Raw genomic sequence first — 22278 nt, forward strand, 5'->3', positions numbered from 1 at the left:
ACCCCAAGCGTGACCGACCCCAAGCGTGACCGCGGGATTGTAATGGGCGCCCGAGACGTGACCGCCTGCGTAGATCATAACCATCAGCACGCTGCCTATGGCCAGCGGAGCGATTACGCCCGGAGCCGCGGCCATCCCGGTGCAGCCTATCGTCAATACAAGAAAGAACGTCCCGATGAATTCCACGGCATATCGGCGCATAGCGCGTCCTTTCGCACTGATTGTTGACTCCGATTGTGGCGACCTCGCCACGGCTTATCAATTTAGACAGGCGGGCACTAGCGCCACTCCGGTCAGTGGCGTGCGTCAGCATGACAGCGGCCTCTGACCGTCCTGACCAGACCTTTTGGCAAACTGCCGCCCGTTGCGCTGCAGCCCCCTCACTTCTTGGGGGCTGATTTCGACGCTTCGAACGCAGCGTAAGCGGCGCGGGCCGCGTCGATCCGAGGTGAATTTGCACGGGTGTGAATCAGCACCTGAGGTTGACCCCCTGCCCTTTCTACATAAGGCGATGATTTACATATACGAAATCGAAATCGAGAGGGGTCACAATCGGCGCGGAGGATGACCCCGCCCAGATCGCGATTTGCTTGCAAAGGCATACACTTGCTGCCTCTTGTCCGGGGCAACTTTCTGTGCGGATTCACAATCTTGAGTAAAGCGATGGTTTCCGCGAGCGTCCCTAAGGCTACACCGAATATACCATAATTTAAGGAGCTATATCTTATTCAGCAGCGTGCGCATGACACGAGCCGCCGGTAACAGCCAACCTATCAAGGATTTTTTATGAATAAGCTTGCCATTCTCTCTGCCGTGTTCGCTGCAGCCCTTCCCTTACTCGCACACGCCGAAACCATCGAGTTTCCAAGCGACGGGCCTGTCGCCTCAGTGAGCATTCCCGATAGCTGGGGCCCGAAAGAGACCGAGACTGGCGTTGATGCTACATCCGGCGACAATGCGGTCTATTTCTCCATCGACGTCGCCGACGAAAAGTCGACCGATAAGGTAATTAGCGACGCTGTCGACTTTTTGACTGAAAACGGCGTGGCGATTAACGCCAAGACCCAGAAGGACGATGGCAGCACCGAAATCAATGGCCTTGAATTCACGGCTCTTGAATGGGACGGCACAGACAAGGATGGCCCGGTGTCGGTCGGCCTGGGCTTCATGTCGCCGAAGACAGGCAAGATGCTTGTTATCACCTATTGGGGCAGCAAGGGTGACGAGGACAAGCATGACAAGGAACTGAAAAACATCATCCAATCGCTGAAGGCGGCGAAGTAAGCTTTGCCACCTCGCAAGGATTGAAACGGGCGATGCTCTATAGACGCCGCCCGTTTTGTATTCGGCGATATGGTCAATACCGGCGCGACATATTCCCCGTGACGTTCATTCCAGAGGAGCGTTGGCCAGCGTTCCTCTTCCGCACCAGCCAGTCACTCCGGTTGCGATCACAAACCCTACGACAATACCTAGCACGCCGCTCAGTGCCGCGAGCATAGCCAGCAATCGTGCGATTTTTGTAAAAACCATGTCATACCAACGAGCGTTGATCATGACCGATGCGCCCAATCTCTGAGGCCAATGGACATGATCTTCCAGCAATGTTCGACGATGTTGTTGTAATCCTAGCAACGGAGTGGTCACCGCCCCGTCAACACCGTGTAGCGCCTCCCATCACGTAGTGGGTGGTGAGAACGACCAATAGGGCATCGTAAACTTAACGGCAACGAGGACAGACCATGACGCCGGGCGAGTTTGTCGGTCATGCTTGGGCAATTGTCGCCCACAGGTTCATCGCCGCTGAACGCAATTCGCGATGATGGCCGGAGGTGATGTCGTGTCGGGGGATATGGAACAGGTTGGCGATGGGATCGTGGATGGAGACGAAGCGTTGAAGATGTCGCTGTGACTTGAAGCGTTTCATAATCCGCTCTCGTCGCCGGATCGGCTGATGGGAATTTTCGGCCCGATTGTTCAAGCCCTTGTGGGAGCGATGCTCGACACCGGGCATAATGTCCCGCTTTGCGGCATCGTAGGAGCGAAGCTTATCGGTGACCATCACCCGTGGCGCCCGCCAGGCCCTTCAACAGCTTGCGCATCAGGCACTTGGCCGCCTTGGCGTTGCGGCGGCTTTGCACCAGAACCTCCAGGACGAAACCGTCCTGATCCACGGCGCGCCACAGCCAGTGCTTCTTGCCACGGATCGAAACGACGGCCTCATCGAGATGCCACTTGTCGCCGAGCCGACCGGATGAGCGGCGGCGGATCTCGTTGGCGAAAGCACGTCCGAATTTCTCCGCCCAAAGCCGGACCGTTTGATGCGAGACGACGACCCCACGGGCAGCCAGCAAGTCCTCGACCATTCGCAGGCTGAGAGGGAAACGGAAATAAAGCCACACGGCGTGGGCAATGATTTCAGCAGGAAAGCGATGGCGGCGATAAAGTGGATCAGGGTCTGTCATTGCCTGTCATCGCACATCGAATTCCACATTCCGTTAAGTTGACGATGCCCCCACAGGTGAGGCTGAGAAGGTCGCCGGCGCCAACAACATCTACGCCGCCCAGGCAGCCTATGAGGAATACCTCCATCACTTGAACCCGCGATCGACGTTGCAACTCCGACACCGCGGCCGCGTTATCAGAGAGCAGAACGCCATCGGGGATAGCTGGGAGTGGATCCTCAGCAAGAGATCGTCCGGAACATAACGGTCTCGGCAGTTGTTGTGTGGTGGGCCGTGATGCACAGGCAGTCCAACCAAGAGAAACCACGATGATCCCTCACCGCTGAAGGACGAGCCCTACGACGACCGAGATACCGACTGTGAGCTGGCTCTGGAGACGAGGATCCATGATCTGGTCGACGAGGCTGCCCTGGTAGGCTGGACGCGCTCAGAAGCCACGGCTGCGATCGTCAACCTCGCGCTCAACCAGTTGTTCGCCGAGACCGAGAACGAGCGAACAGACTTCCGGTTGGCAATGGTGCATCGAGCAATGATCAAGAAATAAGGTCTTTAACAGCTTGTGCGCTAGAGTGCCGGAGTTCGATGGGCGCGACCGGGCGCTCGGAGAGGTGTCTGAACTCCGCCTCTCTCCACGGTATCACGTCAAGCACCGGATCTGCTGACGCGCCTGCAAAGGCGAGCCTGTCCCCCGACGGCTCGCCTTTTCTTTAGGTGCTAAGCCTAGCTGAACATTGAACCCTCTAGATCGTTCCCTAGTCGATAGCGTGCCTGCCAAGCACGGCTATTGGACGAGGCCGGACGTTCAGTCCCCTAGAGCCCACGTTTAATGCCGGCCCATGAACGCACCTAGAGAGCGAGTTCGTTGCCCGCGGCTCGCTCTTCTTTTCGCGCTAAGCAGGGCCGCTTATTCATCCAGTTGTCACAATCGCGAAACAGCCTTCCTTTGTTGGCGCACTGCTAACGGACGAGGCCAGATTGCCAGAAAAGGTGGACCGCGCCGGACAAGGCCGACGCGTAGCCTCGCCCTGGTATGAAGGAGCACGAAGGCTTCCGACGCGATCCTGGCGAGAACTGTGCGCTTTACCGATTTGTTCCGGGGCACTGCGGGAACAAACTTGCACCTCCGATGTTGTTGAGGTTAGCGGACCGTGGCGGTCCACCCCTGTGTGCCCTCTCAGGGTGGCTTGGATGCGCGCTGCCTCCCCGTCACGGTCTTGCTTTTATATTGATCTCTCGAAGACCTCACCGCTCCCTCCGGTGAGGTCTTTTTCTTGCTTATGTCACCCAGGGAACTTTTGGGAAGCGTCCACCGTTTAATCGGCTCTCAAAAGCTCCATAACGTAAGGGAGGGCAGATATGAGTTTAGCGGCAGAGAGATTGCAAAACCGCATCACCACGGACGAGGTAGCATACGCGACTATTCAGGCGCAAAAGCTCGCCCGCGATGAGAATACCGCTCGCCTCCGAGAGTTGCGATTAGCGCGGGAGGCAGAGCTCGCGGTCATAGCAGCGGCCTCGGATGTCGACGGCGATCCCGCCGGGAACCAGTAAGCAGGTCGCCCGTTCTTTCGACGGGCCGCGGGCCCCCACAAGTTTCGCGGCTCACCTTCCACTCTCAGCGTAAGGCCGAGCATTAAGGCTTTCCGACAGGTTCTCGCCGTATCTTGCCCACGTTAGGTTGTAGTGGGCGTGACCGGACGCCCCTCGAGAGGTGAACCCGAACTTGCCACTCTCCACGTCCCGTCAACACCGGATCTGTGGACGCACCTATAAGAGCGAGCTCACCCCAATTGGCTCGCTCTTTCTTTTTAACGAGCAAGCAACGCGGAACAAACTCGCATCGCCGATGTTGAGTAAATGGCAGGCCGTGACGGTCTGCAGTCCCCCGCACCCTCGTGGGCTGCTTGTCGCCAGACCACCGTCACGGCTTCGCTTCTTGTCAGCTAGATGGACAAGACCTCACCGCTCCCTCCGGTGAGGTCTTTTCATGTCGGCAAGAAGCAAGGGTGGGCAGTGCCCAATCAAGCCTTAGTTTTGCTATCTTCGCCATGGTAGACCTGGCTCGTGGAACGAGGCCGGACGTTTTGAGAGGAAAGCCCGATTTTCTTTTCCTCTCGCTCCAAATCACGTCACACACCGGACCTGTGGACGCACCTAAAGGGCGAGTATGCCACCCGCGGCTCGCCCTTCTCTTTGGGTTCATGCCCTAACGCTTTCCGATAGCTTCTCCTACTAGCCAGCTCATGCTAGGCATTGCTCGTGGACGAGACCGGTCGTCCAGGCGAGAGGAGTTCCCGAACGACCCTCTCTCCTGTGTCTTCACGTCGCGCCGGTTCATGTGGACGCACCTATAAGGGCGAGTTTTTAGAATGCAGCTCGCCGTTCTATTTCCGATTTCCTCGAAAAGGTGGATCGCGCCGGACGCCGACGCATCGCCTCGCCCTGGTATGAAGGAGCACGAAGGCTTCCGACGCGATCCATGGCGAAAACTGTGCGCTTTCCGATTTGTTCCGGGGCACGGTGGGAACAAACTCGCAGCTCCGATGTTGTTGAGATAGCGGGCCGTGACGGTCCATCCCTGCACCCCTCGCAGGAAAGTGTTTGCCCGCACGCCTCCCGTCACGGCCTTGCTCCTATATTGACCTCGAGAAGACCTCACCGCTCCCTCCGGTGAGGTCTTTTTCATTTGAGCTAAGCGGCGGCTTCTTTCTTTTCCCACCCTCGGAACCTTCTCTCTAGAGCCTATGACTCTATAGGAGCGGGCTCGGAAGACCGTCTCTCTCACAGGCATTGAGCTCCTGCGCGATATCCTCGGCGTCTCTTCTCGCGAGTCGGAAGAAATCTCGGCCATTGGAGGCCGCCGGCATTCCAGTTAGTAAGTCTACCACTCGCCAAGCTCCGTCGGCGTCCGGAGTCGCTTCATAGCGAACGTCCGCCGCCGGTCGGGAGCCATCCTTATGGGAATCTTCAGAGCACATGAGTATGGATCTTTCTCGATTGGCTGATGGTTTTGGCCGATTGCTAGCTTCAGGCCCCGCACGGAAACATCCGTTCCAGTCCGGGCAATGCATACAAACCGAAATCCGCTAGAAAGGCCGTATCCTCAGTGCCGTTGTTGTCTGCGGTTATCGCGGCGAACACGAGGTCAACGTTGATGATGACGTTGTTGGGTGGGCACCACGACCTCGCGCTACCTAACTCGTTCTGCGTTATCAACCCTCTGATCACACCCTGGATATAAGCAGTGACGATCGCATCCTGTCCGTAGAGCGCCCTCGCATCGCCAAGCCTGGTCATCGCTATTAGGCGATTCACATCCTCTTCGGTCTTTGTGGTATCCGCTCGAGCCACTCCCGGAAGCACCAAGCCGACCAATAGAGCCATGGCTAGACGCATTGCGGTTCTCCTTCTAGCTGTGCGCCAATGTTTACATCTCAACCCTAAGGACGTTGCGAATGTAAACATAGGAGCCCGAAAAGGCCCATTTCCGGCCAGGCCATGTTGACGTCAGGCCACCAGAGGTAAACAAAAACGTTGCCTACAACCGTCAAAACCAAGCCAAACGTAACACTAAGTTTCCACTATGTTGCGCCAAAACCCCCGAAATCGGGTTTTTGCTCAAAAGCGTCAACATACGACAGCAGCAGAGCGAACGCATTCCTCATAGATAGAGCGACACAGAGAGACTCATAGACGCGATCCTGTGCTCACACCTTCGCTCTCAGAGACGCTCTACGACGAAAGAGGCAAGCGTCGACGGGCTATAGCCATAAACGTATCTGGACAGACCATGAATCGCTCTAGACAAGCGACGCCCTTGTTGACCTACAGACAGAGAGCGAACGAACCGGACACGCAAGAGAGACAGTCTACCCCTCTAGCCGACGATGATGTCCCAGGGAGTGGTGTAGCAGGAACGGTGGCCATCAGTGTTTTTCCGGTAGGGTCGGGTTGTTGAAGCTCAACCTGATGGAAAGACGACCGATGACCAATGAGATGCGGTAGACGCCTCAGCGAAATTGGAAATGGCGAATGGGCTATGCCCACGCTTGCGTCACTCCTGCAGGCCACCGCTTCTGGAAGCGCAGATATAAAAGCCTACGAAATCGACCTCAAGCGGCCAAACCAGAAGACACGGCAATTGGTCGTCAACGCTCACACGCTCAATGACGGCGACATCGAGCATATTCGCCTACTGCTGGCCTTAACCGACGTGCGCGCCGAAGCTCGACTGAAAGAAGATTTGGTTCGCGATAAAGCCATCCTGTTGCAGGAGGTCCAGCACCGGGTAGCGAACAGTCTCCAGATTATCGCAAGTGTTTTAATGCAGAGCGCACGTCGAGTTCAGTCCGAGGAAGCGCGCGGGCACATCCAGAACGCCCATCACCGGGTCATGTCGATCGCCGCCCTGCAACGGCAACTCTCGACGTCGCATGACGGAAACGTTGAACTCCGTACCTATATGACTCAGCTATGCCATAGCCTTGCCGCGTCGATGATCGCCGACCCTGACCGGCTCTCGATTGAGGTGACGGTCGACAACAGCGCCGTGGAAGCGGACGTTTCCGTGAGCTTGGGGCTTATCGTAACCGAGCTCGTCATAACGCCCTAAAGCACGCATTTCCCGATGAGCGACAAGGCGCCATCGTGATCGACTATCGCTCGTGCGGCGACGAATGGACTCTTTCGATTACCGACAACGGCATCGGCATGTCGGTGGGAAAAGATGCACCAAAGGCTGGACTAGGGACCGGCATTGTCGAAGCGCTTGTAAAGAAGCTGGAGGGCGAGATTCAGTTGAGCGACGCCCATCCCGGCACCGTCGTTACAATCAGACACCGGGAAGGCGCCGGTTCGCGAACCGATCTCCCGAGGGCCGCATAGGAACCTAATGCCTCCGAAGCGGTTTACCAGCGTCTGCGAGGCTCCCAACTCCCATTAATTGAGCGAGCGAATGAAAAATGGAAAAGCGGTCGTCCTGGTTGTCGAAGACAGCACGATCATTCGGATGGGCGCCGTCGATCTGGTGCTAGCTGCGGGCTATGAAGCGCTTGAGGCGTGCGATGCGGATGAGGCAATATACATCCTTGAATCGAGAGACGACATCGACCTCGTTTTCACGGATGTTCAGATGCCTGGGACGATGGACGGCATAAAGCTATCCCATTACATCAGGGATCGGTGGCCGCCAGTGAAGCTGATTGTTGCATCCGGTGTTGCAATTCTCGAAGAGAGTAGTCTGCCCGTGGGAAGCAGGTTCTTCTCCAAACCCTACGACGATCATACGATCATAGATGCAATGGCCCACCTGCTTTCGAGCGAATCGCGCAGCGTTCCCACCGGCTGAATCTTTCTCGGCAACCGACTGCTAACAGCTCAGAGCATTGCCGGATTTCCCCGTTACAACTCTCAAACAATCACCCACAGTTGGAAGCGTCGCCGAAGCTCGGCTGAGCTCGTGAGCGCAATTCTTATGCCTGGCGGGCTTTTCTGTTTGCGTAGCGCCGGTCACGCTCGGCCTTGCGGGCTGCTTCGTCCTCAAGGACGCGTGCGATGCGATTTTTCTCAGCCATTTCACGCGCGTCGATTTCAGCTCTTGCGGCGGCTTCGAGGGCGGCCTCGCGTTGCGCCGTCTCCGCTTCCATGCGGGTCTGTTCGTCGAGCATAAGCTGTTCGCGCTCTGCGCGGCGCGCTTCCCTGGCTGCAGCGGTTGCAAGGCGTTCTGCCTGTTTGGCTGCACGGGTCGGCTCAGCAGCTTCCTTGGCAGCGCGATAAGCCAGAAGGAGCGAAGCCCTAGCGTCGGTAGCAGCGCTGCGACGGTCGGAAATTTCATTGTTCCTGATGTTCTTCAAATCTCTAGTCCAGTTGGAGTATTATACCGCGATCGTCAGGATCTTTTGACACGTCTCGGTATGGTGGCCGTTGTCATCCTGTCTTGCAGTTCTTTAGCGAGACGTGCTTCGCGCAGCCTCAAGGTCTTCTCTTCACGGGCTTGCACGATCGAGTTCAGTTCGTCGACGGCGTGACCTCGAGCGAAGAACTGCGATTGCGTGGCGCCGAATGCGATCTCCGCCTGTTGGCGAGATTTGCTATATGTCTCTGTCATAATGGATATTCCATTCATGGGTTCGGCAGGGGAGCGGAAATAAAAAAGGTCAGGCAATTTGCCTGACCTACTTCGTCTCACGCTTTCGACAGTGCCAATATATCCGTGGTCAAGGGAAAGCAGATACCGAATTAAGCAGCCTGGAGATTGCAGGCCGACATCTTGCCCGACTTGTTGTCGCGCTCGAGTTCGTAGCCGACCTTCTGGCCTTCGACGATTTCGCGCATTCCGGCGCGTTCGACGGCCGAGATGTGAACGAAGGCGTCAGCGCCGCCGTTGTCAGGTTGGATGAAGCCGAAGCCTTTGGTGGAATTGAACCATTTTACTGTGCCTGTGGTCATGATGAACCCTTTCAAAGCATAGATTGAGGAACCGCGGAAGCGACGCTTCGCGGACGACGATAACGACTATTTTTGAAAGGAAGTTCGTTTAGAGCGCGGTGCCAATCGCGCGGTAGACAAAGTTCGGCAAGCAAAAGATCGATAAACCAGAGATAGCGGTTCATAAGTCGTCTGTCAATTTTTAGTTTTAGCTTTTATGAAGTGATATGCCATCTCGGGCGTCATCGACGACATTCGAACGATCGCCACCAAGCTTCGTCCGCGCCACGACAATCCGCGTTCCGCCAGGCCAACCGGAACAAAGTCCTCTCCCTCATGTTGTTGTCGTGGAGACAAGCGTCATGCGGTGCGCGGCCTTCCGATTAGTGTGCCTGACGACACCAAGCGACAGCGAAACCCGCCTAGTTGGACCAAACATGACATCGATGAAGTCAGCCGCCTTCGGCGCGCTGCTTGCCTGCGGCAGTTCCCCCGCTCTCGCCGCATGCAACATTTCTGACGCACAGCTCGAGGAAGCCATCCTCCAAAAACCGGAGCTGCTCGACCCGCAAAATCGATACCTTGTGCATGATTTGCGTGCCTTGCGAGACGCTGCGTTTCTTCTGTGGAGTTATGGACTTGAAAGCGGCTGCGAGCGGCTTCTCGGCAACATCCGCGAGTTGATAGCTGCTCCATCTATGGGCAAGCTTGGCACGAGCGACGAAGATGCTGCCGACCAGCAGCTTGCGGCTGGCGAGCCCCAATGGCACAGACTTGGCCAGATCAAAGGTACCCGTGGCACGCCGCACGAGGGCGCCTTGATTAGCATCAACGATCTTGATCCCGGTCTACTGACGAACGAAATCGTTGGAGCGGAGGTACGCACCTCTGATGATAAGATCGTCGGGGAGGTGCGCAATGTCATCATCGGGACCAAGGACCGGCAAGACTACGTGATCGTTGCGTCCGGTGGCTTCTTTGTGCCCGGTAAAAAAAGCTTAGTCGTTCCCCTTCGGTACTTGTTCATCGATCAGAAGAGGAAGAGCTTTTTTCTACGCATCTCCAACGCACAGGTAAAAGCCGTACCTCTGATGCCGGACCAAAAGTACCTTTGGCTAACGGACAAGAAATGGCGCGAAACTAACGACGCGATCTTCAAGAGCCTGATTCCAGACCCGGCACCTGATCAATCCGATCGAAAGCCTGCGGCTGGCCGGGCGCAATAACGCTCCCGAGAAATTGCTTTGGGGGTCGAGGAGGGACCGTTCGTCACCATGCTTTCAAGGCGATATCCTGACCGCTTCGGCTACGCCTTCTTCACGGCAGGACCGGACGACGCGAATCCAACTTCGACGACAACGATGGGGAAGGTCGCCGTGACTTCCTTCCAAGTCCTATCCGGTTTTGGGTCCGCTTAGCGTGATCCCCTTGCACACTATCGCCATACTCTTCCTCATCTCCCCCATTGCGCTGAGCTGGCGGAAGCTCTACTAGCCAACCTCTGCGCGGGGCTCGAAAGAAGCCAGTCGAGAGACCGCCACAGCTCGCTTTGTTGAAGCTGAGGGTTCAGGCTGATCCTGCTGAGGCAATCCAGAAAGTGCCGCGTTTTCTGCCTTGATCCGTATCGTCAGGACAATCGCATTGGCAATCGAGAACAGCTAAGCATAGATCGGCAGGCCGAGGCTAAGTGGCCCCACCGCGATCTCGCCTACCACGATGATGTAGTTTGGGTGTCACAGGAAGCGATAGGGGCCAGCCGACACAAGCTGCTCACCTGGCAAGAGGATGATGCGCGTGGTCCAGCGTCGGCCGATTGTTGACAGCGTCCAGAAGCGAAGGACCTGCAGGACTCCAAATACTCCGACCCACGGCAATTGAACTGGTGCATTCCAGGCAACCACCCACAGCCCGACTAGCCACAAGGCATGCAGCACGACGATCAGCGCGTAATGACCTGCGGCAACTTCGAAGGCTCCGCGTGAGATCAAGGCACGCGTGTTGCGTCGGGCCAACCAGAGTTCGCCAAGGCGCTCAACCGTCACTGCAGCCAACATAAGAACGGACCAGTTCACGCGGCTGCCTTCAATGAGACACAACTCAAGCTGAATCCGGGTCCCATCGCGGTTAGGAGAGTTCGCCGCGGCAGACCGGCGTTAATTAGACGTTCGAGGACGAACAGTGCCGTTGGGGACGACATGTTTCCATAGTCGGCGAGGACATCGCGCTCGTGGTTGAGGCTTCCCTGTCCCAGAGCGAGCGCGGTCTCAAGCGCATCGACCACCTTGGCTCCGCCTGGATGACATGCAAAGCGGTCGACATCGTCAATCGAGAGGTTTGATCGTCCGAGTATAGAGGCGACTGCCGAACGTTGGCCTCGGCGAACGGTGGAATTGCCCGGTCAAATATCACTCCCAGCCCCTCGGGATCGACCCTCCATCCCATGATGTCCAGTGTGTCAGGCCATGTATGCTGGCCACTCATCTCGACTTCGGCGATGCCGGCATCTGTTGCTCGCAGCAGGCACGCTGCAGCCCCGTCGCCAAACAATGCCGTTGCGACGTGAGCTTGTCCATGCGGAAGGCGAACGTGCAGGTCTCCACGGCGACAACAAGGACGAGCGATCCGGGGCGAGACGCCGCCAGTCGCGATGCGATGGAAAGGCCAGAAACACCTCCCGCGCATCCTAACCCGAAGAGGGGTACACGCTCGACGTTGGAACGGAACCCCATCTGTGACGCGACGCGAGCCTCCAGACTTGGTGTTGCGATGCCCGTGGAAAAGACCGTGACAATGGTGTCGACATCTGCTGCTGAGAGACCTGCAGATTGAAGCGCCTTAGTCGCCGCCGCAACAAACAAAGCACAAGCGCCTTCAGTCTGAACCCGACCGAATATGCAATTTCACGCAGGTTTTCGCCGGCCGCTCGCGCTGCATCTTTGTTTCAGCGACGACGTGAACCGTTACCTATTTCGCCGCCCACCCTCCGGCCTGGGCGCGTGAAACAACAGACGCAAAACTCACGAGCAAGAGCCGCTGTATTGTACCGGTTCCAGGTCAACAGAGGCTTCGCGCCCCTTTGTCAAATAACGCTGCCGCAGTTCCCAATGTAGCCATAGCGCCGGCCGCCAATCTCGCCAAAAGCGACGCCTGACAGCAAACAGACAGCTTTTCCCCCTATTGATTTGCCTGTCGCCCACGACGGGCAAACGCAAAGGGACAAATCATGACACTGAAACTCATCGCCGCTCTCGCAATCGTCGCCGCAACTCCGGCACTGACGCTCGCAAGCCCAAGCTGCACCAGCGAACCGAAGTCCAAGTGGATGTCGGAAGACAGCATGAAGGCGAAGATCGACACAATGGGCTATAAGGTAAAGACCTTTGAAGTGACAGGGAACTGCTACGAAATCTACGGCAAGGACAAGAGCGGCAACCGGGCCGAAGTCTACTTCAATCCCGTCTCCGGCGATATCGTGCAGAAGGGTGGCTGAGCGATGACGATGGTCTCAACGGAGAAGGAGGGCATGCAGCCCTCCGACGCCGCTCAGCCGATGACAAGGGTCTGGGATCCAATCGTCAGGATATTCCACTGGACCGTTGTCACGGCTTGCACACTCAACCTTTTCATCCTCGAAGAGGGCAAATATTGGCACCGTGTCACCGGATATGTCGTTGCCACGGCCATCGCTGTTAGAGTCATCTGGGGCTTTATCGGGACGAAGCATGCTCGGTTCGGCGACTTCCTGCCAACGCCGGGCAAGGTCTCGAACCACATACAGGACCTGTTCGACGGCAAGGAGAAACGTTACCTTGGACACAATCCTCTGGCTTCGGTTATGATGCTGTGCCTGATGGCACTGCTGGCGGCAACGGCACTGACCGGTTGGATGACGACGCTTGATGCCTTCTGGGGCGAAAAATGGCTTGAACAATTGCATCGCCTTCTTGCTAACAGCATTATGGTGCTCGTCTTTGTCCATGCCGGCGCTGCTGTCGTCGAAAGCTTGAGGCATAAGGAAAATCTCATCTGGTCGATGGTCACGGGTCGAAAGAAGGCATGAGAATACTGCTGATCGAGGACAGCCCTCGGCTTCGCGATCTGCTTTGCGAAGCCGTTAGGGACGCCGGTTGGAGAATTGACGCATTCGCAACTGCGCAGGAGGGGCGACTGGCCCTCGCCGGTGCAGAATACGATCTCCTGCTTCTTGATCTCGGGCTTCCCGATGAAGACGGAATTGACGTCCTGAAATCGCTTCGGACGGCGAAGATGCCGTTGCCGGTTCTCGTGCTGACGGCACGTGGAGCCATTGACGAACGGATCATTGGGCTGGATGCGGGAGCCGACGACTATCTCGCCAAGCCATTCCATAACGGCGAGTTGATCGCTCGCATTCGTGCCCTAATGCGGCGCGCTCCTGTCTCGACAATGCCGACGTTGGAGTTCGGCGCCGTCCAGTATGACGTGGCATCTCGACGCGTGACTTGCGCGGGCTCGGAGATTGCTCTTGCCCCCTCAGAGAAGGGGCTCCTCGAAATACTAATGCGTAATGGCGGCCGGGTGGTTCCCAAGTCGAAGCTCGAACATGCCTTTTCCGAATTCGGAGACGAGCGAAGCAGCAATGCTGTCGAGTTGGCCGTTTCCAGATTGAGAAAAAAACTTGAAGGACGCCAGACCAATACCCTGATCGAAACGGTCAGGGGCGTTGGCTACATGATGCGAGAGGCTCGCGATTGATCCGATCCCGTCCATCACTGCGTAGCATCCTGACGAAGCGGATCGCATTTTTTGCCGTGTTGGCTATGGTCCTCCAGCTTGCTGTTATCTTCTCCGATTACTATTGGAATGTCGGCGAGCTCTCGAGGCTTTACGTTGAACAGGAGACCGAACGATTGGCCTCCGGCATCCTCGTAGACAATGGAAGTGTCAGCTATAAGCTTCCGGAGAGTGTGGGACAGAGGTATCAGGGCGAGCAGACCGGCTACTTGGCCCGGATTCGAGATGCCAATGGCGCCCTCGTTTTCGAATCCTGCGAGGATGCATGCGAAAGTCGGTTTCTTCCCCGTGATGTCAATTTGCCAGACTTTTGGCTCAGAGTGCTGAAGCCTGGCAAGCCGCTTACTCTCGTTGGAGGCCGTGCGTTCAATGTCGGCAGTCAGCGCTTCGTCGTGGATGTCGCCACAACGGGCGATCCGGAAAACGTAGTATCCGGCGTCTTCTGGAACGAGGTGATCGAGCACATGATCGTGCCGATGAGTATCCTCTTGGTTCTTGTCCTCGGCGCGACGCTACTTTCAGTCCGTCAGGCACTCAAATCCGTGCGGGCCGCGGCTGATGCAGCGGACCAAATTGATCCGCTGGATGCGCGCTCACACTTGGCGTTCGAGGAAATGCCGCGCGAAATTGCCCACCTGGCCGTCGCTGTCAACCGCGCGTTCGATCGTGTCGGCGAGCTGATGACGTCCCAGAAGGTATTGACGTCGGGAATCGCGCATGAAGTCCGCACGCCCCTCGCGGCAATCAAACTGGAACTCGGCCGTATCGATGATCCGCGGGCCAGAAAAGCAGAAGCCGATCTCGATGACCTCGTGCTCTTCATTGGACAGTTGACCGCACTTGCTCGACTCGACTCATTCGATCACGGCATGTTCGAGGAAGTCGATCTTGTGGCCTTGTCTTCCGATGTTGTCGAGCAACTCGCTCCGTGGGTCTACGAGAATGCTCACTCGCTCGAGCTTTCCGCTCGAGTTGATTCGTCGGTCGTGCACGGCGTTCCAGCCCTATTGAAGGATGCGCTACGCAATCTCGTCGAGAATGCCGTGTGGCACACGCCCGACCAAAGCAAGATTGTCGTCCGGGTTGGCAGCGGCATGGTCCAGGTTGAGGATCGACATCCGGCTGGAATGCAAGGAGACACCGGCCCCGCCCGTCACTCAGATAGCCTCGGGTTAGGTTTGAAGATTGTGGAGCGCATTGCCGAACTGCATCGTGGCTCAGTTCGACGCTCTGCCTCCAAGCAAGGCCACACCTTTGATTTGACGATCGGCACCTGATAAACACCGCATCGTTGAAGGCAACTTGGGGCCAACGGAGCCCATAGTGGCTCTGCTTCGCCGCCAATCGTCTATTCATCCTCGACGGGGCTGCAGCTATCTCTAAGTGGCCAACCACGCACGACCGAGAAGGATCGACTGGATCGCGTGAAGGAAGACTGCGGGCCATAGGAGAATACCCGTCGCTCCGCCTGTTAGGCCGAGATAGGCGAGATATAGCGCAACGGTCATGCCGTAGGTCAGCATGCCGGCTAAGGGCGAGTTGCGCCAGCAAGCGATCCCCAATCCGATCAGAGCAAGGCCTCCGACGCGAGCGGTCACCACGGCCGCACCGGCCAAGGCCTCTCCAAGCAACAGCTCTCCGACAAGCGAGGGAACGAAGAGCAACGCCACGCCCGTCGCGCTCTCTCCGACAGCAGCGGCTAGAAGGGCCTTGTTCATCAGATCAACACTCTCACGGTCAACAGGCGAAGGAAGTCGCTCCTACTTTAGATTGAACGTCAGCTTGTCGATCTTGCCGGTGAACTTGAACGGAGTGTCATAGCGATATTCCAAGAGCGCGAGCGGCGTGCGGGTGTCCAGACCGACGTCGAAGGTCTCGTCCTCTGGGAAGGTGATCGGGGTACCGTGATCGATCGAATTCCTGGCTAATTCCTTGCCATCGACCGACAAGACGCCGGTGCCTCCCTTGCCGAGTTCAGGGCCGTCGGACTTGAAGTCGAAGACGATGGTGTGCTTGCCGGGCTCCAGATCCGGCCCTTCCCACATAGTGCGCTTGAGGTCGAGCAGGTTGTAGAGAAACACAACCTTGCCCCGGTCGAAGCCGAACTCGCCCTTGCTCAGGAACAGCCCGTAGCCGCCGAAGCGCCCGCCTTCAGTTACGATCATGCCTTCGGCACCGCCATCGGGAATCTCGACATCAGCCGTGATGGTGTAGGACTTGTTCAGGATGCTCGGCGCGGCGCTGGCCGGCACGCCGCTCAGTTCTCCCGAATAGGTGAACTCGGTTTGACCCGCCGTGAGGCTCGGCCGTGGTGTATTCCAGCGTGCCAGCGTCGAATTGTCGAGCGGCAGCACGTTGTACTTCTTCGCCTCCGAGTAGAAGAGGTCCTTCAGCTCCTTGAGCTTGTCCGGCATCGTGGAGGCGAGGTTGTTAAACTGGGTCGGGTCTTCGTCAACGTTATAGAGTTCCCAGCTGTAGCCGGTGATCACATCCGGCGGCGTCTTGGAGCTCAGTTCCCAGGGCAGCGTCACAGGGGTCGTGGCCGCCACCCAGCCATCGTTGTAGATCGCCCGGTTGCCGAGCATCTCGAAATATTGCGTCGTGTGCCGGGTCGGTGCCTTGGCGTTGGCCTTGTCCCAAGTGTAGACCATGCTCGTGCCCTCGATCGGCTTCTGCGCGATGCCGTCGATTGCGTCCGGAGCCGGAATGCCGGCTGCTTCCAGGATAGTCGGCACGACGTCGATGACGTGGCTAAATTGCCGGCGGATGCCGCCGAGGTCAGTGATGTGACCGGGCCACGACATCGCGACGCCCTGCGAGGTTCCGCCGAAATGCGACGGCACTTGCTTCACCCACTTGAACGGCGTATCTATCGCCCAAGCCCAGCCTGCCGCATAGTGCGGGAACGTGCGTTCCGAGCCCCAGAATGGGTACCACAGAAACTGGTCCTTGACCGGCACTTCGACGCCATTGAAGGTGGTGAACTCGTTCGGCGTGCCGTTAATCATACCCTCGGCGCTCGCACCGTTATCGCCACCGATGTAGATGATCAGGGTGTTGTCGAGCTCGCCGAGATCATCGACTGCCTGGATGACGCGGCCGATTTCGTGATCGGCATAGGCCAGGTAGGCGCCGTAGACGTCCGCCTGCTTGATGAAAAGCTTCTTTTCCTCAAAGCTGAGCGTATCCCATTGCGGCAGGGTGTCAGGCCACGGCGTCAGCTTGGCGTTCTCGGGCATGATGCCCAACCGCTTCTGATTGGCGAAGATCCTTTCGCGTACCTTGTTCCAGCCCGCGTCGAAGAGGTGCATATCGCTGATTTTCTTGATCCATTCCGGCGTAGGATGGTGTGGCGCATGGGTGGCGCCCGGCACGTAGTAGACGAGCCAAGGCTTGCCGGGAGCGACCTCCTTGAGTTGCTTGATGTACTGGACAGCCTCGTCGGCCATCGCCGTTTCCAGATTCCAACCGGGATTACCCTCGAACGGATAGATGGCTGTCGTGTTGCGGAACAGGTTCGGCTGCCACTGGCTGGCGTCGCCACCGACGAAACCGTAGAAATAGTCGAAGCCCATGCCGGTCGGCCACTGGTTGAACGGCCCCGCCTGACTGGACTGGTAGGAAGGCGTGTTGTGGTCCTTGCCAAACCACGACGTGGCGTATCCATTCTCCTTGAGGATCGTGCCGATCGTGCCCTTCTCGATCGGAATGATCGAATCGTAACCCGGAAATCCCGTCGCGATTTCGCCAACGACGCCAAAGCCGACGGAATGGTGGTTGCGTCCGGTGATCAAGGCCCCCCGCGTCGGCGAGCACAGCGACGTCGAATGGAAGTTCGTGAAGCGCAAGCCATTGCTCGCAATCCGGTCCATGGCGGGGGTGGGTATCACGCCGCCGAAGGTGCTTGGCGCGCCAAACCCTTGATCGTCTGTCATGATGAGGAGAATGTTTGGTGCACCTTCCGGCGGCACGATGCGCGGTGCCCACCAAGACTGGGAGTCGGCAGCCTTTTCGTTGATGACGCCCCCGAATTTCGGATCTGGCGGTGGAAGCTGCTTTCCGTCGATGGTTGTGGTGGCGCCGGGCGAGCCGGGAACACCGATAACCTGCTGGGCAAGCGCCGGAATCCAACCGACCGCGAGGAAACAGGCGCCCACGAGCAAAGTGTGACGGATTTTCATTTTGAGCCCTCGCTCCTAAAAGCGGACAGCTATGAGATCATACTTTAGTGCGGCGGGATAAAACCACACCCAATAGCTCGCCGTCCTTCTCGTTTAGATTGTATATCCGAGAATAGGGGGAATAGCCGTAGCCGCGCGCGGATATGATTGGAGGGTTTAGGTTGACGTGACACGGGCAGCAGTCGGCAACGACCACACCCTCGGTGGCGGCGCGAACGCCGCCACCSTCAGAAGTTTTATTACTTTTTAGCAACCGCTTCCAGGGCGTTCGCCAACGTAGAACTGGCGTTGCTCTTGCAATAGGCGGCGACCTTCTCCGCATTTGCATGAGCCTTGTCGCCGTCGATCATGGCGCTTCCAGCCTTGCCGTGGACATAACCGTTTACCCACATTGCAATGCCAATAATCTTGGCCGGAGGCATATTGCCGACCTCCTTGCAGGTGAGCTTTGACATGTCCATCTCAGCGGCAAAGACTTGTCCGGCCAGACCAAGGCCTGCAACTGCTAGTGCGATTGAAATAACGCGTATCATGGTCGTCCTCCCAAACACCTCGCTGCTAGAGCGAGCGCTCGTGTGTGCAGTTATAGTTTGGAGACCGCGCCAAGCCGTGATCAGGGCCGACCAGGCAGAGCGAGGTATTGAAACTAATAATAATAGCACGATGCATCGGACGATGAGCGTATAATTAGAGAGTATACGCGAGGATACATGTCGGCTGACAAAGATTCTTTTCAAACATCAAGAGTTTGATCATAAAGGAATTGGGATAAGGGGCGAAGTGGCAGAAAGCGACCCTTCAAAATCGAGATAGGGAGTAGTCAGCTTCACCGCCGACATGAGGACAACGGGCGGACAAGGCGGCGTCGCGACCGCAATGACGAACCTCAAACTACCCGCCTTGGATCAAGGGAGATTCTAGTGGCTCGAGAGGACAAGCGTCTGGATTGGAGGTAACATGGCTTGCAAGCTGGCTCGTCGCCAATGAACGATTGGAGTATCGTTTGTCAGCAGTCACCTCTCTGCTGAGCCAAGTTGGAAGAGATGGCTTGTTGCCTTCGCTATCCATTTCGATTTCGGCAATCGTCAGACCGGAATGCCTACCACCGAAAACGTCGACCTCCCAGTTAAACCCACCATGCGGAACCGTGTAGCGCGTCTTTTCGACGATGCCGCCGGTCACGCGGGCGAGCAGTTCGACAGCCTCCTCGTAGGGTATCTCATACTCGTATTCTTCGCGCCTCAGGCCATACTTTTCGAACTTCACGGCTAGCCATGCAGATTGGCCGTCGATTGTGCGCACCCGCAGAGAGAGTTCGCCGCGGGTGAGATACCCCTGGCGAAATACGTGGGCCGAGGTCACGCTAGCGCGCCAGGCTTCATTGTGCACCAAGAACTTCCGTTCGATCTCGATCGTCTTCATCGCGGCTGTCCAAAATGGTTAGTGTCGCGTGTGCTTCACGCCACAGGCGCCCCAAACCTAAGAAAGAATGATATCGCCAAGCCCGCCGGGACAAACTCGGTTATAAGTCCTTGCTCATGTGCTTGTTTGAGCAGGCGGTCGGTGCTCATCATATCCAGGCGCATCGTTCCGGCGAAGCACTGTCGCAGCGAGCAGCAGAGTTCGCTGGCCGCCCAGTGCCGCGCCCGCGGTGACGTCATTCTGACAATACATTGGTCGTCGCTGCACCGCTCCAGAACCAAGTCCGCATTCTGTCCTTCCGCCGAGATCGGGTTGCAGCCGGCCGCGGACAGAAGAGCTTCCGTGTTTCGGGTTATTTCAATGCTTTGCATCTCCAATCCTCCTCAATGGCCGGCGGCCAAGCGACCGCCGACGAGGCTACGCCCTTCAGTTGATCACGATCTGATCATCGAGCATGCTAACGCCCGGCGCTGACCAGGCCGCTCTTTCCGCGGCGCGCCGTTCCGACCAGGTCTTGACCTTCCCTTTGAGAATGACCTTGCTTCCGGAGACGTCGACCTGAATCGCCTTGGCTTCCAGTTCGGCGTCTCGTTCGAAAGCGTCCTCGATGCGCTTCTTGACGTCGCTCGCGGTGACGCCGGGTGCAAGCTCGATTATATTCGTGACGCCGACCATTCCCTCGAGATTGCGGACAGCATCCAGGGCGGCGTCCTTCTGGTACTGCCATTCGACCTTGCCGCTAATCGTCAGCCATCCCTTCGCCACCCGTACCTTCACCGCATCCTTTGGTACGGAAACGTCCCAGTCGAGCATGTTCAACGCCCGCTTCGCGATGCTGTCGTCGTCTTTGGTCTTTTCGCCAAGTAGGTGAACGTCAATTTCCTGCGCGATAGCCCGCACCCCTTTGACCCGGCTTGCGACGCGCTCCGCTTGCTCCTTCTCCGCATATGTGCAGACATGTCCGGCAAGCGTAACCACGCCGTCTCTAGCGGTCACAGCAATATGCGCAGCGTTAACGCTGGGCTCGAACTCGAGTTCGTCGATGACGCTCTGTCTCAAGATGTTATCGTTCATGGTGGTACTCCTTCCATGGTGATCGACACTTGAATATTAGCTTCCCGTCGCGACGGCGGCGTTGATCCCGGTCAATGACGCAATCAAAGCCGCACCGGCGGCGATCGCGGCGCCGCTTGCACAAGCTCAGGTGTTGCACGAGCGTCTATTCCAACTTCATTCGACGGCAGTCCGTTCAGCCGCGCGATCGGACGCGAAAAACTTGGTCAAAAGGGTCGGCTAGTGGTTCAAGGACGCCTGGCGGGGCGGAAGACCGGATCCGCAAGGTGAGGTATCATGCGTCGTCAACGATCAGATGAGGCCACAATGAAAGCAATGGTGCTTGAGAAATTGGGAGGTCCCCTCAGGCTGGTCGAGCTGCCAGACCCCTCACCGGCAGCCGGGCAATTGCTGATAAGAGTCGAGGCCTGCGGTGTCTGTCGCACCGATCTTCATGTCTTTGACGGAGAATTGGCGAATCCGAAGCTTCCTCTGGTTCTCGGTCACGAAATCATTGGCGTAGTGGCGAAGGTAGGATTAGGTGCGTCCGCGGTTCTGCGAGGACGTAGGGTCGGCGTACCGTGGTTGGGACATACCTGCGGATGCTGCTCATTCTGTCGCAGTGGACAGGAAAACCTTTGCGACACCCCTCTATTTACTGGATACACCCGCGACGGCGGCTTTGCGACGCACGTTATCGCCGACGCGCAATACGCCTTTGAGCTGCCGATGGAGGATGATCCGGTCGCCATGGCTCCCCTCCTCTGCGCGGGCCTTATTGGCTGGAGATCCCTAAAGAAGGCCGGCGTTGGGAAGGCCATCGGATTGTACGGTTTCGGCGCGGCGGCGCATATCATCGCCCAGGTATGCCGGTGGCAAAAGCGGGATGTCTATGCCTTTACGAAAAAGAACGACGAGGCTGGAAGACGCTTCGCCCTTGATCTCGGTGCCGTTTGGGCAGGAGGGTCGGATGAAACTCCGCCCGAGCCCCTCGACGCGGCGATCCTCTTCGCCCCGGCTGGCGAACTGGTCCCCACGGCCCTCGCCGCAGTTCGCAAGGGTGGCACCGTGGTTTGCGGTGGTATCCATATGAGCGATGTCCCAGCAATGCCTTACCGGCTATTGTGGGGCGAGCGGCGTCTCGTCTCGGTCGCGAATCTGACAAGGAGCGACGCCGAGGAATTCTTCCCGGTGGCCCGCGCCGCGGCCGTCCGCACCGTCACGACCGCCTATCAGCTGATCCATGCCAACGAAGCACTCGAGGACTTGCGTGCCGGGCGCATCAACGGTGCTGCCGTCTTGGTTCCCTGACGGCGGGACGGGGTTGCGCGCATTAAGACTTTCCTGCCCATCCGAGCTACTAGCGAACCGTGGGTTTCTGCAACTGTCGCCGCAACGCAATTGCTACGCGTCTAAAGCATTGGAACGGCGAGCGTCATCCTTGCGCGCGTCGCCGGAGATAATTCGAGGATAGAAGCGTTTTGCCGCCGGCGCTTCGGCAATCGCGTTTGAAGACGTGACGCGCATCGTGGCGGTGCTGGTCGTCGCGACCCCCTGCCCGGTGATCCTTGCCGTACCGGTCGCGCGCTGTGGCGGGAACCTCAAAGACGGCGCGCAAAGGCATTTTGGTGAAGGGTGCCGCCCCCTTGGAGGCGTTAAGCGGAGAGGCGGTCGTTGTCTTCGACAAGACGGGCACGCCGCCCGATTGTTGGGCCATCGGCCGCGATGAAGCCTGTGCCCAATGCTAAGATCTCGCGCAGGGCGTGGTATGATCGCAGATTGTCGGTGACGGCGGCTTCATTCCGCTTGGACTGGACGAGAACCTCGGCATCGACGGCGCGCCAGACATAGACTAGGCGCCACTCAATCTTGAGATGAACCTCGTCTAAATGCCAGTTTGGGTGCGGTTTGGGCCGGCGTTTGCGTAAAACCGCTGCGATCATCGGCCCCCAAAATGG

General features: G+C 57.6%; 21 protein-coding genes and 5 pseudogenes. 10 read left to right on the forward strand and 16 right to left on the reverse strand.

The genetic code is table 11. The annotated features are described in order from the left end of the window. A partial coding sequence (locus tag AB4048_RS21700; protein WP_442204063.1) for an aquaporin occupies positions 1–201 on the reverse strand: 201 nt, incomplete at its 3' end. Between the two features lie 585 nt (positions 202–786). On the opposite strand from AB4048_RS21700, the gene AB4048_RS21705 reads away from it, so the two are divergent. Continuing rightward, positions 787–1284 (forward strand): histidine kinase, encoded by a 498-nt coding sequence (locus tag AB4048_RS21705; protein WP_442204064.1) that lies wholly within the window; start codon positions 787–789, stop codon positions 1282–1284. A gap of 105 nt (positions 1285–1389) precedes the next feature. On the opposite strand, the gene AB4048_RS21710 is transcribed toward AB4048_RS21705, so the two are convergent. The 3 genes and pseudogenes from AB4048_RS21710 to AB4048_RS21720 all read right to left on the reverse strand — a co-directional run bounded on the left by AB4048_RS21710 (position 1390) and on the right by AB4048_RS21720 (position 5861). Continuing rightward, a complete protein-coding gene (locus AB4048_RS21710) occupies positions 1390–1557 on the reverse strand; it encodes a hypothetical protein (protein ID WP_442204065.1) in 168 nt (55 codons plus the stop codon). A 208-nt stretch (positions 1558–1765) separates the two neighbouring features. Continuing rightward, positions 1766–2465, reverse strand: a pseudogene (locus tag AB4048_RS21715) (IS6 family transposase). A 3027-nt stretch (positions 2466–5492) separates the two neighbouring features. Further along, entirely contained in the window at positions 5493–5861 is a 369-nt protein-coding gene (locus tag AB4048_RS21720) for a hypothetical protein (RefSeq protein ID WP_442204066.1), read from the reverse strand. A 604-nt stretch (positions 5862–6465) separates the two neighbouring features. Between AB4048_RS21720 and AB4048_RS21725 the strand changes: the two are divergent. Further along, positions 6466–7349 (forward strand): annotated as a pseudogene (locus tag AB4048_RS21725) (sensor histidine kinase); the annotation flags it as partial. Positions 7350–7419: 70 nt separating this feature from the next. Further along, positions 7420–7812 (forward strand): response regulator, encoded by a 393-nt coding sequence (locus AB4048_RS21730; protein ID WP_442204067.1) that lies wholly within the window; start codon positions 7420–7422, stop codon positions 7810–7812. 124 nt (positions 7813–7936) lie between these two features. Here the strand turns inward: AB4048_RS21730 and AB4048_RS21735 are convergent, their stop codons facing one another. From AB4048_RS21735 to AB4048_RS21745, 3 genes are all read right to left on the reverse strand, one after another. Continuing rightward, positions 7937–8317, reverse strand: a complete 381-nt coding sequence (locus tag AB4048_RS21735; protein ID WP_442204068.1) for a DUF6481 family protein — start codon at positions 8315–8317, stop codon at positions 7937–7939. Between the two features lie 35 nt (positions 8318–8352). Beyond that, positions 8353–8571, reverse strand: a complete 219-nt coding sequence (locus AB4048_RS21740) for a hypothetical protein (protein ID WP_442204069.1) — start codon at positions 8569–8571, stop codon at positions 8353–8355. A 131-nt stretch (positions 8572–8702) separates the two neighbouring features. Further along, positions 8703–8912, reverse strand: a complete 210-nt coding sequence (locus tag AB4048_RS21745) for a cold-shock protein (protein WP_442204070.1) — start codon at positions 8910–8912, stop codon at positions 8703–8705. Between the two features lie 416 nt (positions 8913–9328). Here AB4048_RS21745 and AB4048_RS21750 point away from each other — a divergent pair, with 416 nt between their 5' ends. Beyond that, positions 9329–10117, forward strand: a complete 789-nt coding sequence (locus AB4048_RS21750; RefSeq protein WP_442204071.1) for a PRC-barrel domain-containing protein — start codon at positions 9329–9331, stop codon at positions 10115–10117. A 369-nt stretch (positions 10118–10486) separates the two neighbouring features. Here AB4048_RS21750 and AB4048_RS21755 read toward each other — a convergent pair. Then, positions 10487–10945: pseudogene (locus AB4048_RS21755) on the reverse strand (isoprenylcysteine carboxyl methyltransferase family protein); the annotation flags it as partial. 14 nt (positions 10946–10959) lie between these two features. Further along, a pseudogene (locus AB4048_RS21760) lies at positions 10960–11764 on the reverse strand (type III polyketide synthase); the annotation flags it as partial. A gap of 350 nt (positions 11765–12114) precedes the next feature. Here AB4048_RS21760 and AB4048_RS21765 point away from each other — a divergent pair. Genes AB4048_RS21765 through AB4048_RS21780 form a run of 4 tightly spaced genes read left to right on the forward strand, consistent with a single transcriptional unit; the run spans position 12115 to position 14941 of the window. Beyond that, entirely contained in the window at positions 12115–12381 is a 267-nt protein-coding gene (locus AB4048_RS21765) for a PepSY domain-containing protein (protein ID WP_442204072.1), read from the forward strand. A 3-nt stretch (positions 12382–12384) separates the two neighbouring features. Then, positions 12385–12951, forward strand: coding sequence for a cytochrome b/b6 domain-containing protein (locus AB4048_RS21770; RefSeq protein ID WP_442204073.1), 567 nt, complete (start codon positions 12385–12387; stop codon positions 12949–12951). Then, the gene (locus tag AB4048_RS21775) at positions 12948–13625 is read left to right on the forward strand and encodes a response regulator transcription factor (RefSeq protein WP_442204074.1); all 678 of its coding nucleotides are present in this window, start codon (positions 12948–12950) and stop codon (positions 13623–13625) included. The genes AB4048_RS21770 and AB4048_RS21775 overlap by 4 nt, the downstream gene beginning before the upstream one ends. Beyond that, positions 13622–14941 (forward strand): sensor histidine kinase, encoded by a 1320-nt coding sequence (locus tag AB4048_RS21780; protein ID WP_442204075.1) that lies wholly within the window; start codon positions 13622–13624, stop codon positions 14939–14941. The genes AB4048_RS21775 and AB4048_RS21780 overlap by 4 nt, the downstream gene beginning before the upstream one ends. Positions 14942–15043: 102 nt before the next feature. On the opposite strand, the gene AB4048_RS21785 is transcribed toward AB4048_RS21780, so the two are convergent. The 6 genes from AB4048_RS21785 to AB4048_RS21810 all read right to left on the reverse strand — a co-directional run bounded on the left by AB4048_RS21785 (position 15044) and on the right by AB4048_RS21810 (position 20341). Next, positions 15044–15382 carry a hypothetical protein gene (locus AB4048_RS21785; protein WP_442204076.1) on the reverse strand — a complete coding sequence of 113 codons (339 nt, stop codon included), beginning with the start codon at positions 15380–15382 and terminating at the stop codon, positions 15044–15046. Between the two features lie 42 nt (positions 15383–15424). Then, positions 15425–17845 (reverse strand): arylsulfatase, encoded by a 2421-nt coding sequence (locus AB4048_RS21790; RefSeq protein ID WP_442204077.1) that lies wholly within the window; start codon positions 17843–17845, stop codon positions 15425–15427. Positions 17846–18084: 239 nt separating this feature from the next. Then, complete coding sequence (locus AB4048_RS21795) at positions 18085–18378, reverse strand: HdeA/HdeB family chaperone (RefSeq protein WP_442204078.1); 294 nt, start codon at positions 18376–18378, stop codon at positions 18085–18087. Positions 18379–18736: 358 nt separating this feature from the next. Beyond that, entirely contained in the window at positions 18737–19267 is a 531-nt protein-coding gene (locus tag AB4048_RS21800; RefSeq protein WP_442204079.1) for a CYTH domain-containing protein, read from the reverse strand. Between the two features lie 35 nt (positions 19268–19302). Further along, a complete protein-coding gene (locus AB4048_RS21805; protein ID WP_442204080.1) occupies positions 19303–19638 on the reverse strand; it encodes a hypothetical protein in 336 nt (111 codons plus the stop codon). 55 nt (positions 19639–19693) lie between these two features. Next, entirely contained in the window at positions 19694–20341 is a 648-nt protein-coding gene (locus AB4048_RS21810) for a BON domain-containing protein (RefSeq protein WP_442204081.1), read from the reverse strand. A 306-nt stretch (positions 20342–20647) separates the two neighbouring features. On the opposite strand from AB4048_RS21810, the gene AB4048_RS21815 reads away from it, so the two are divergent. Then, positions 20648–21631 carry a zinc-dependent alcohol dehydrogenase family protein gene (locus AB4048_RS21815; RefSeq protein ID WP_442204108.1) on the forward strand — a complete coding sequence of 328 codons (984 nt, stop codon included), beginning with the start codon at positions 20648–20650 and terminating at the stop codon, positions 21629–21631. A 175-nt stretch (positions 21632–21806) separates the two neighbouring features. After that, positions 21807–22017, forward strand: a pseudogene (locus tag AB4048_RS21820) (heavy metal translocating P-type ATPase); the annotation flags it as partial. On the opposite strand, the gene AB4048_RS21825 reads toward AB4048_RS21820, so the two are convergent. Beyond that, on the reverse strand, positions 21976–22263 hold the full coding sequence (locus tag AB4048_RS21825) for a DDE-type integrase/transposase/recombinase (RefSeq protein ID WP_442204110.1): 288 nt from the start codon (positions 22261–22263) through the stop codon (positions 21976–21978). The pseudogene AB4048_RS21820 and the gene AB4048_RS21825 overlap by 42 nt on opposite strands. Positions 22264–22278 lie beyond the last annotated feature (15 nt).

This window comes from Rhizobium sp. RAF56 (genome assembly GCF_052113965.1).
In the GTDB taxonomy this organism is placed as follows: Bacteria; Pseudomonadota; Alphaproteobacteria; order Rhizobiales; family Rhizobiaceae; genus Rhizobium.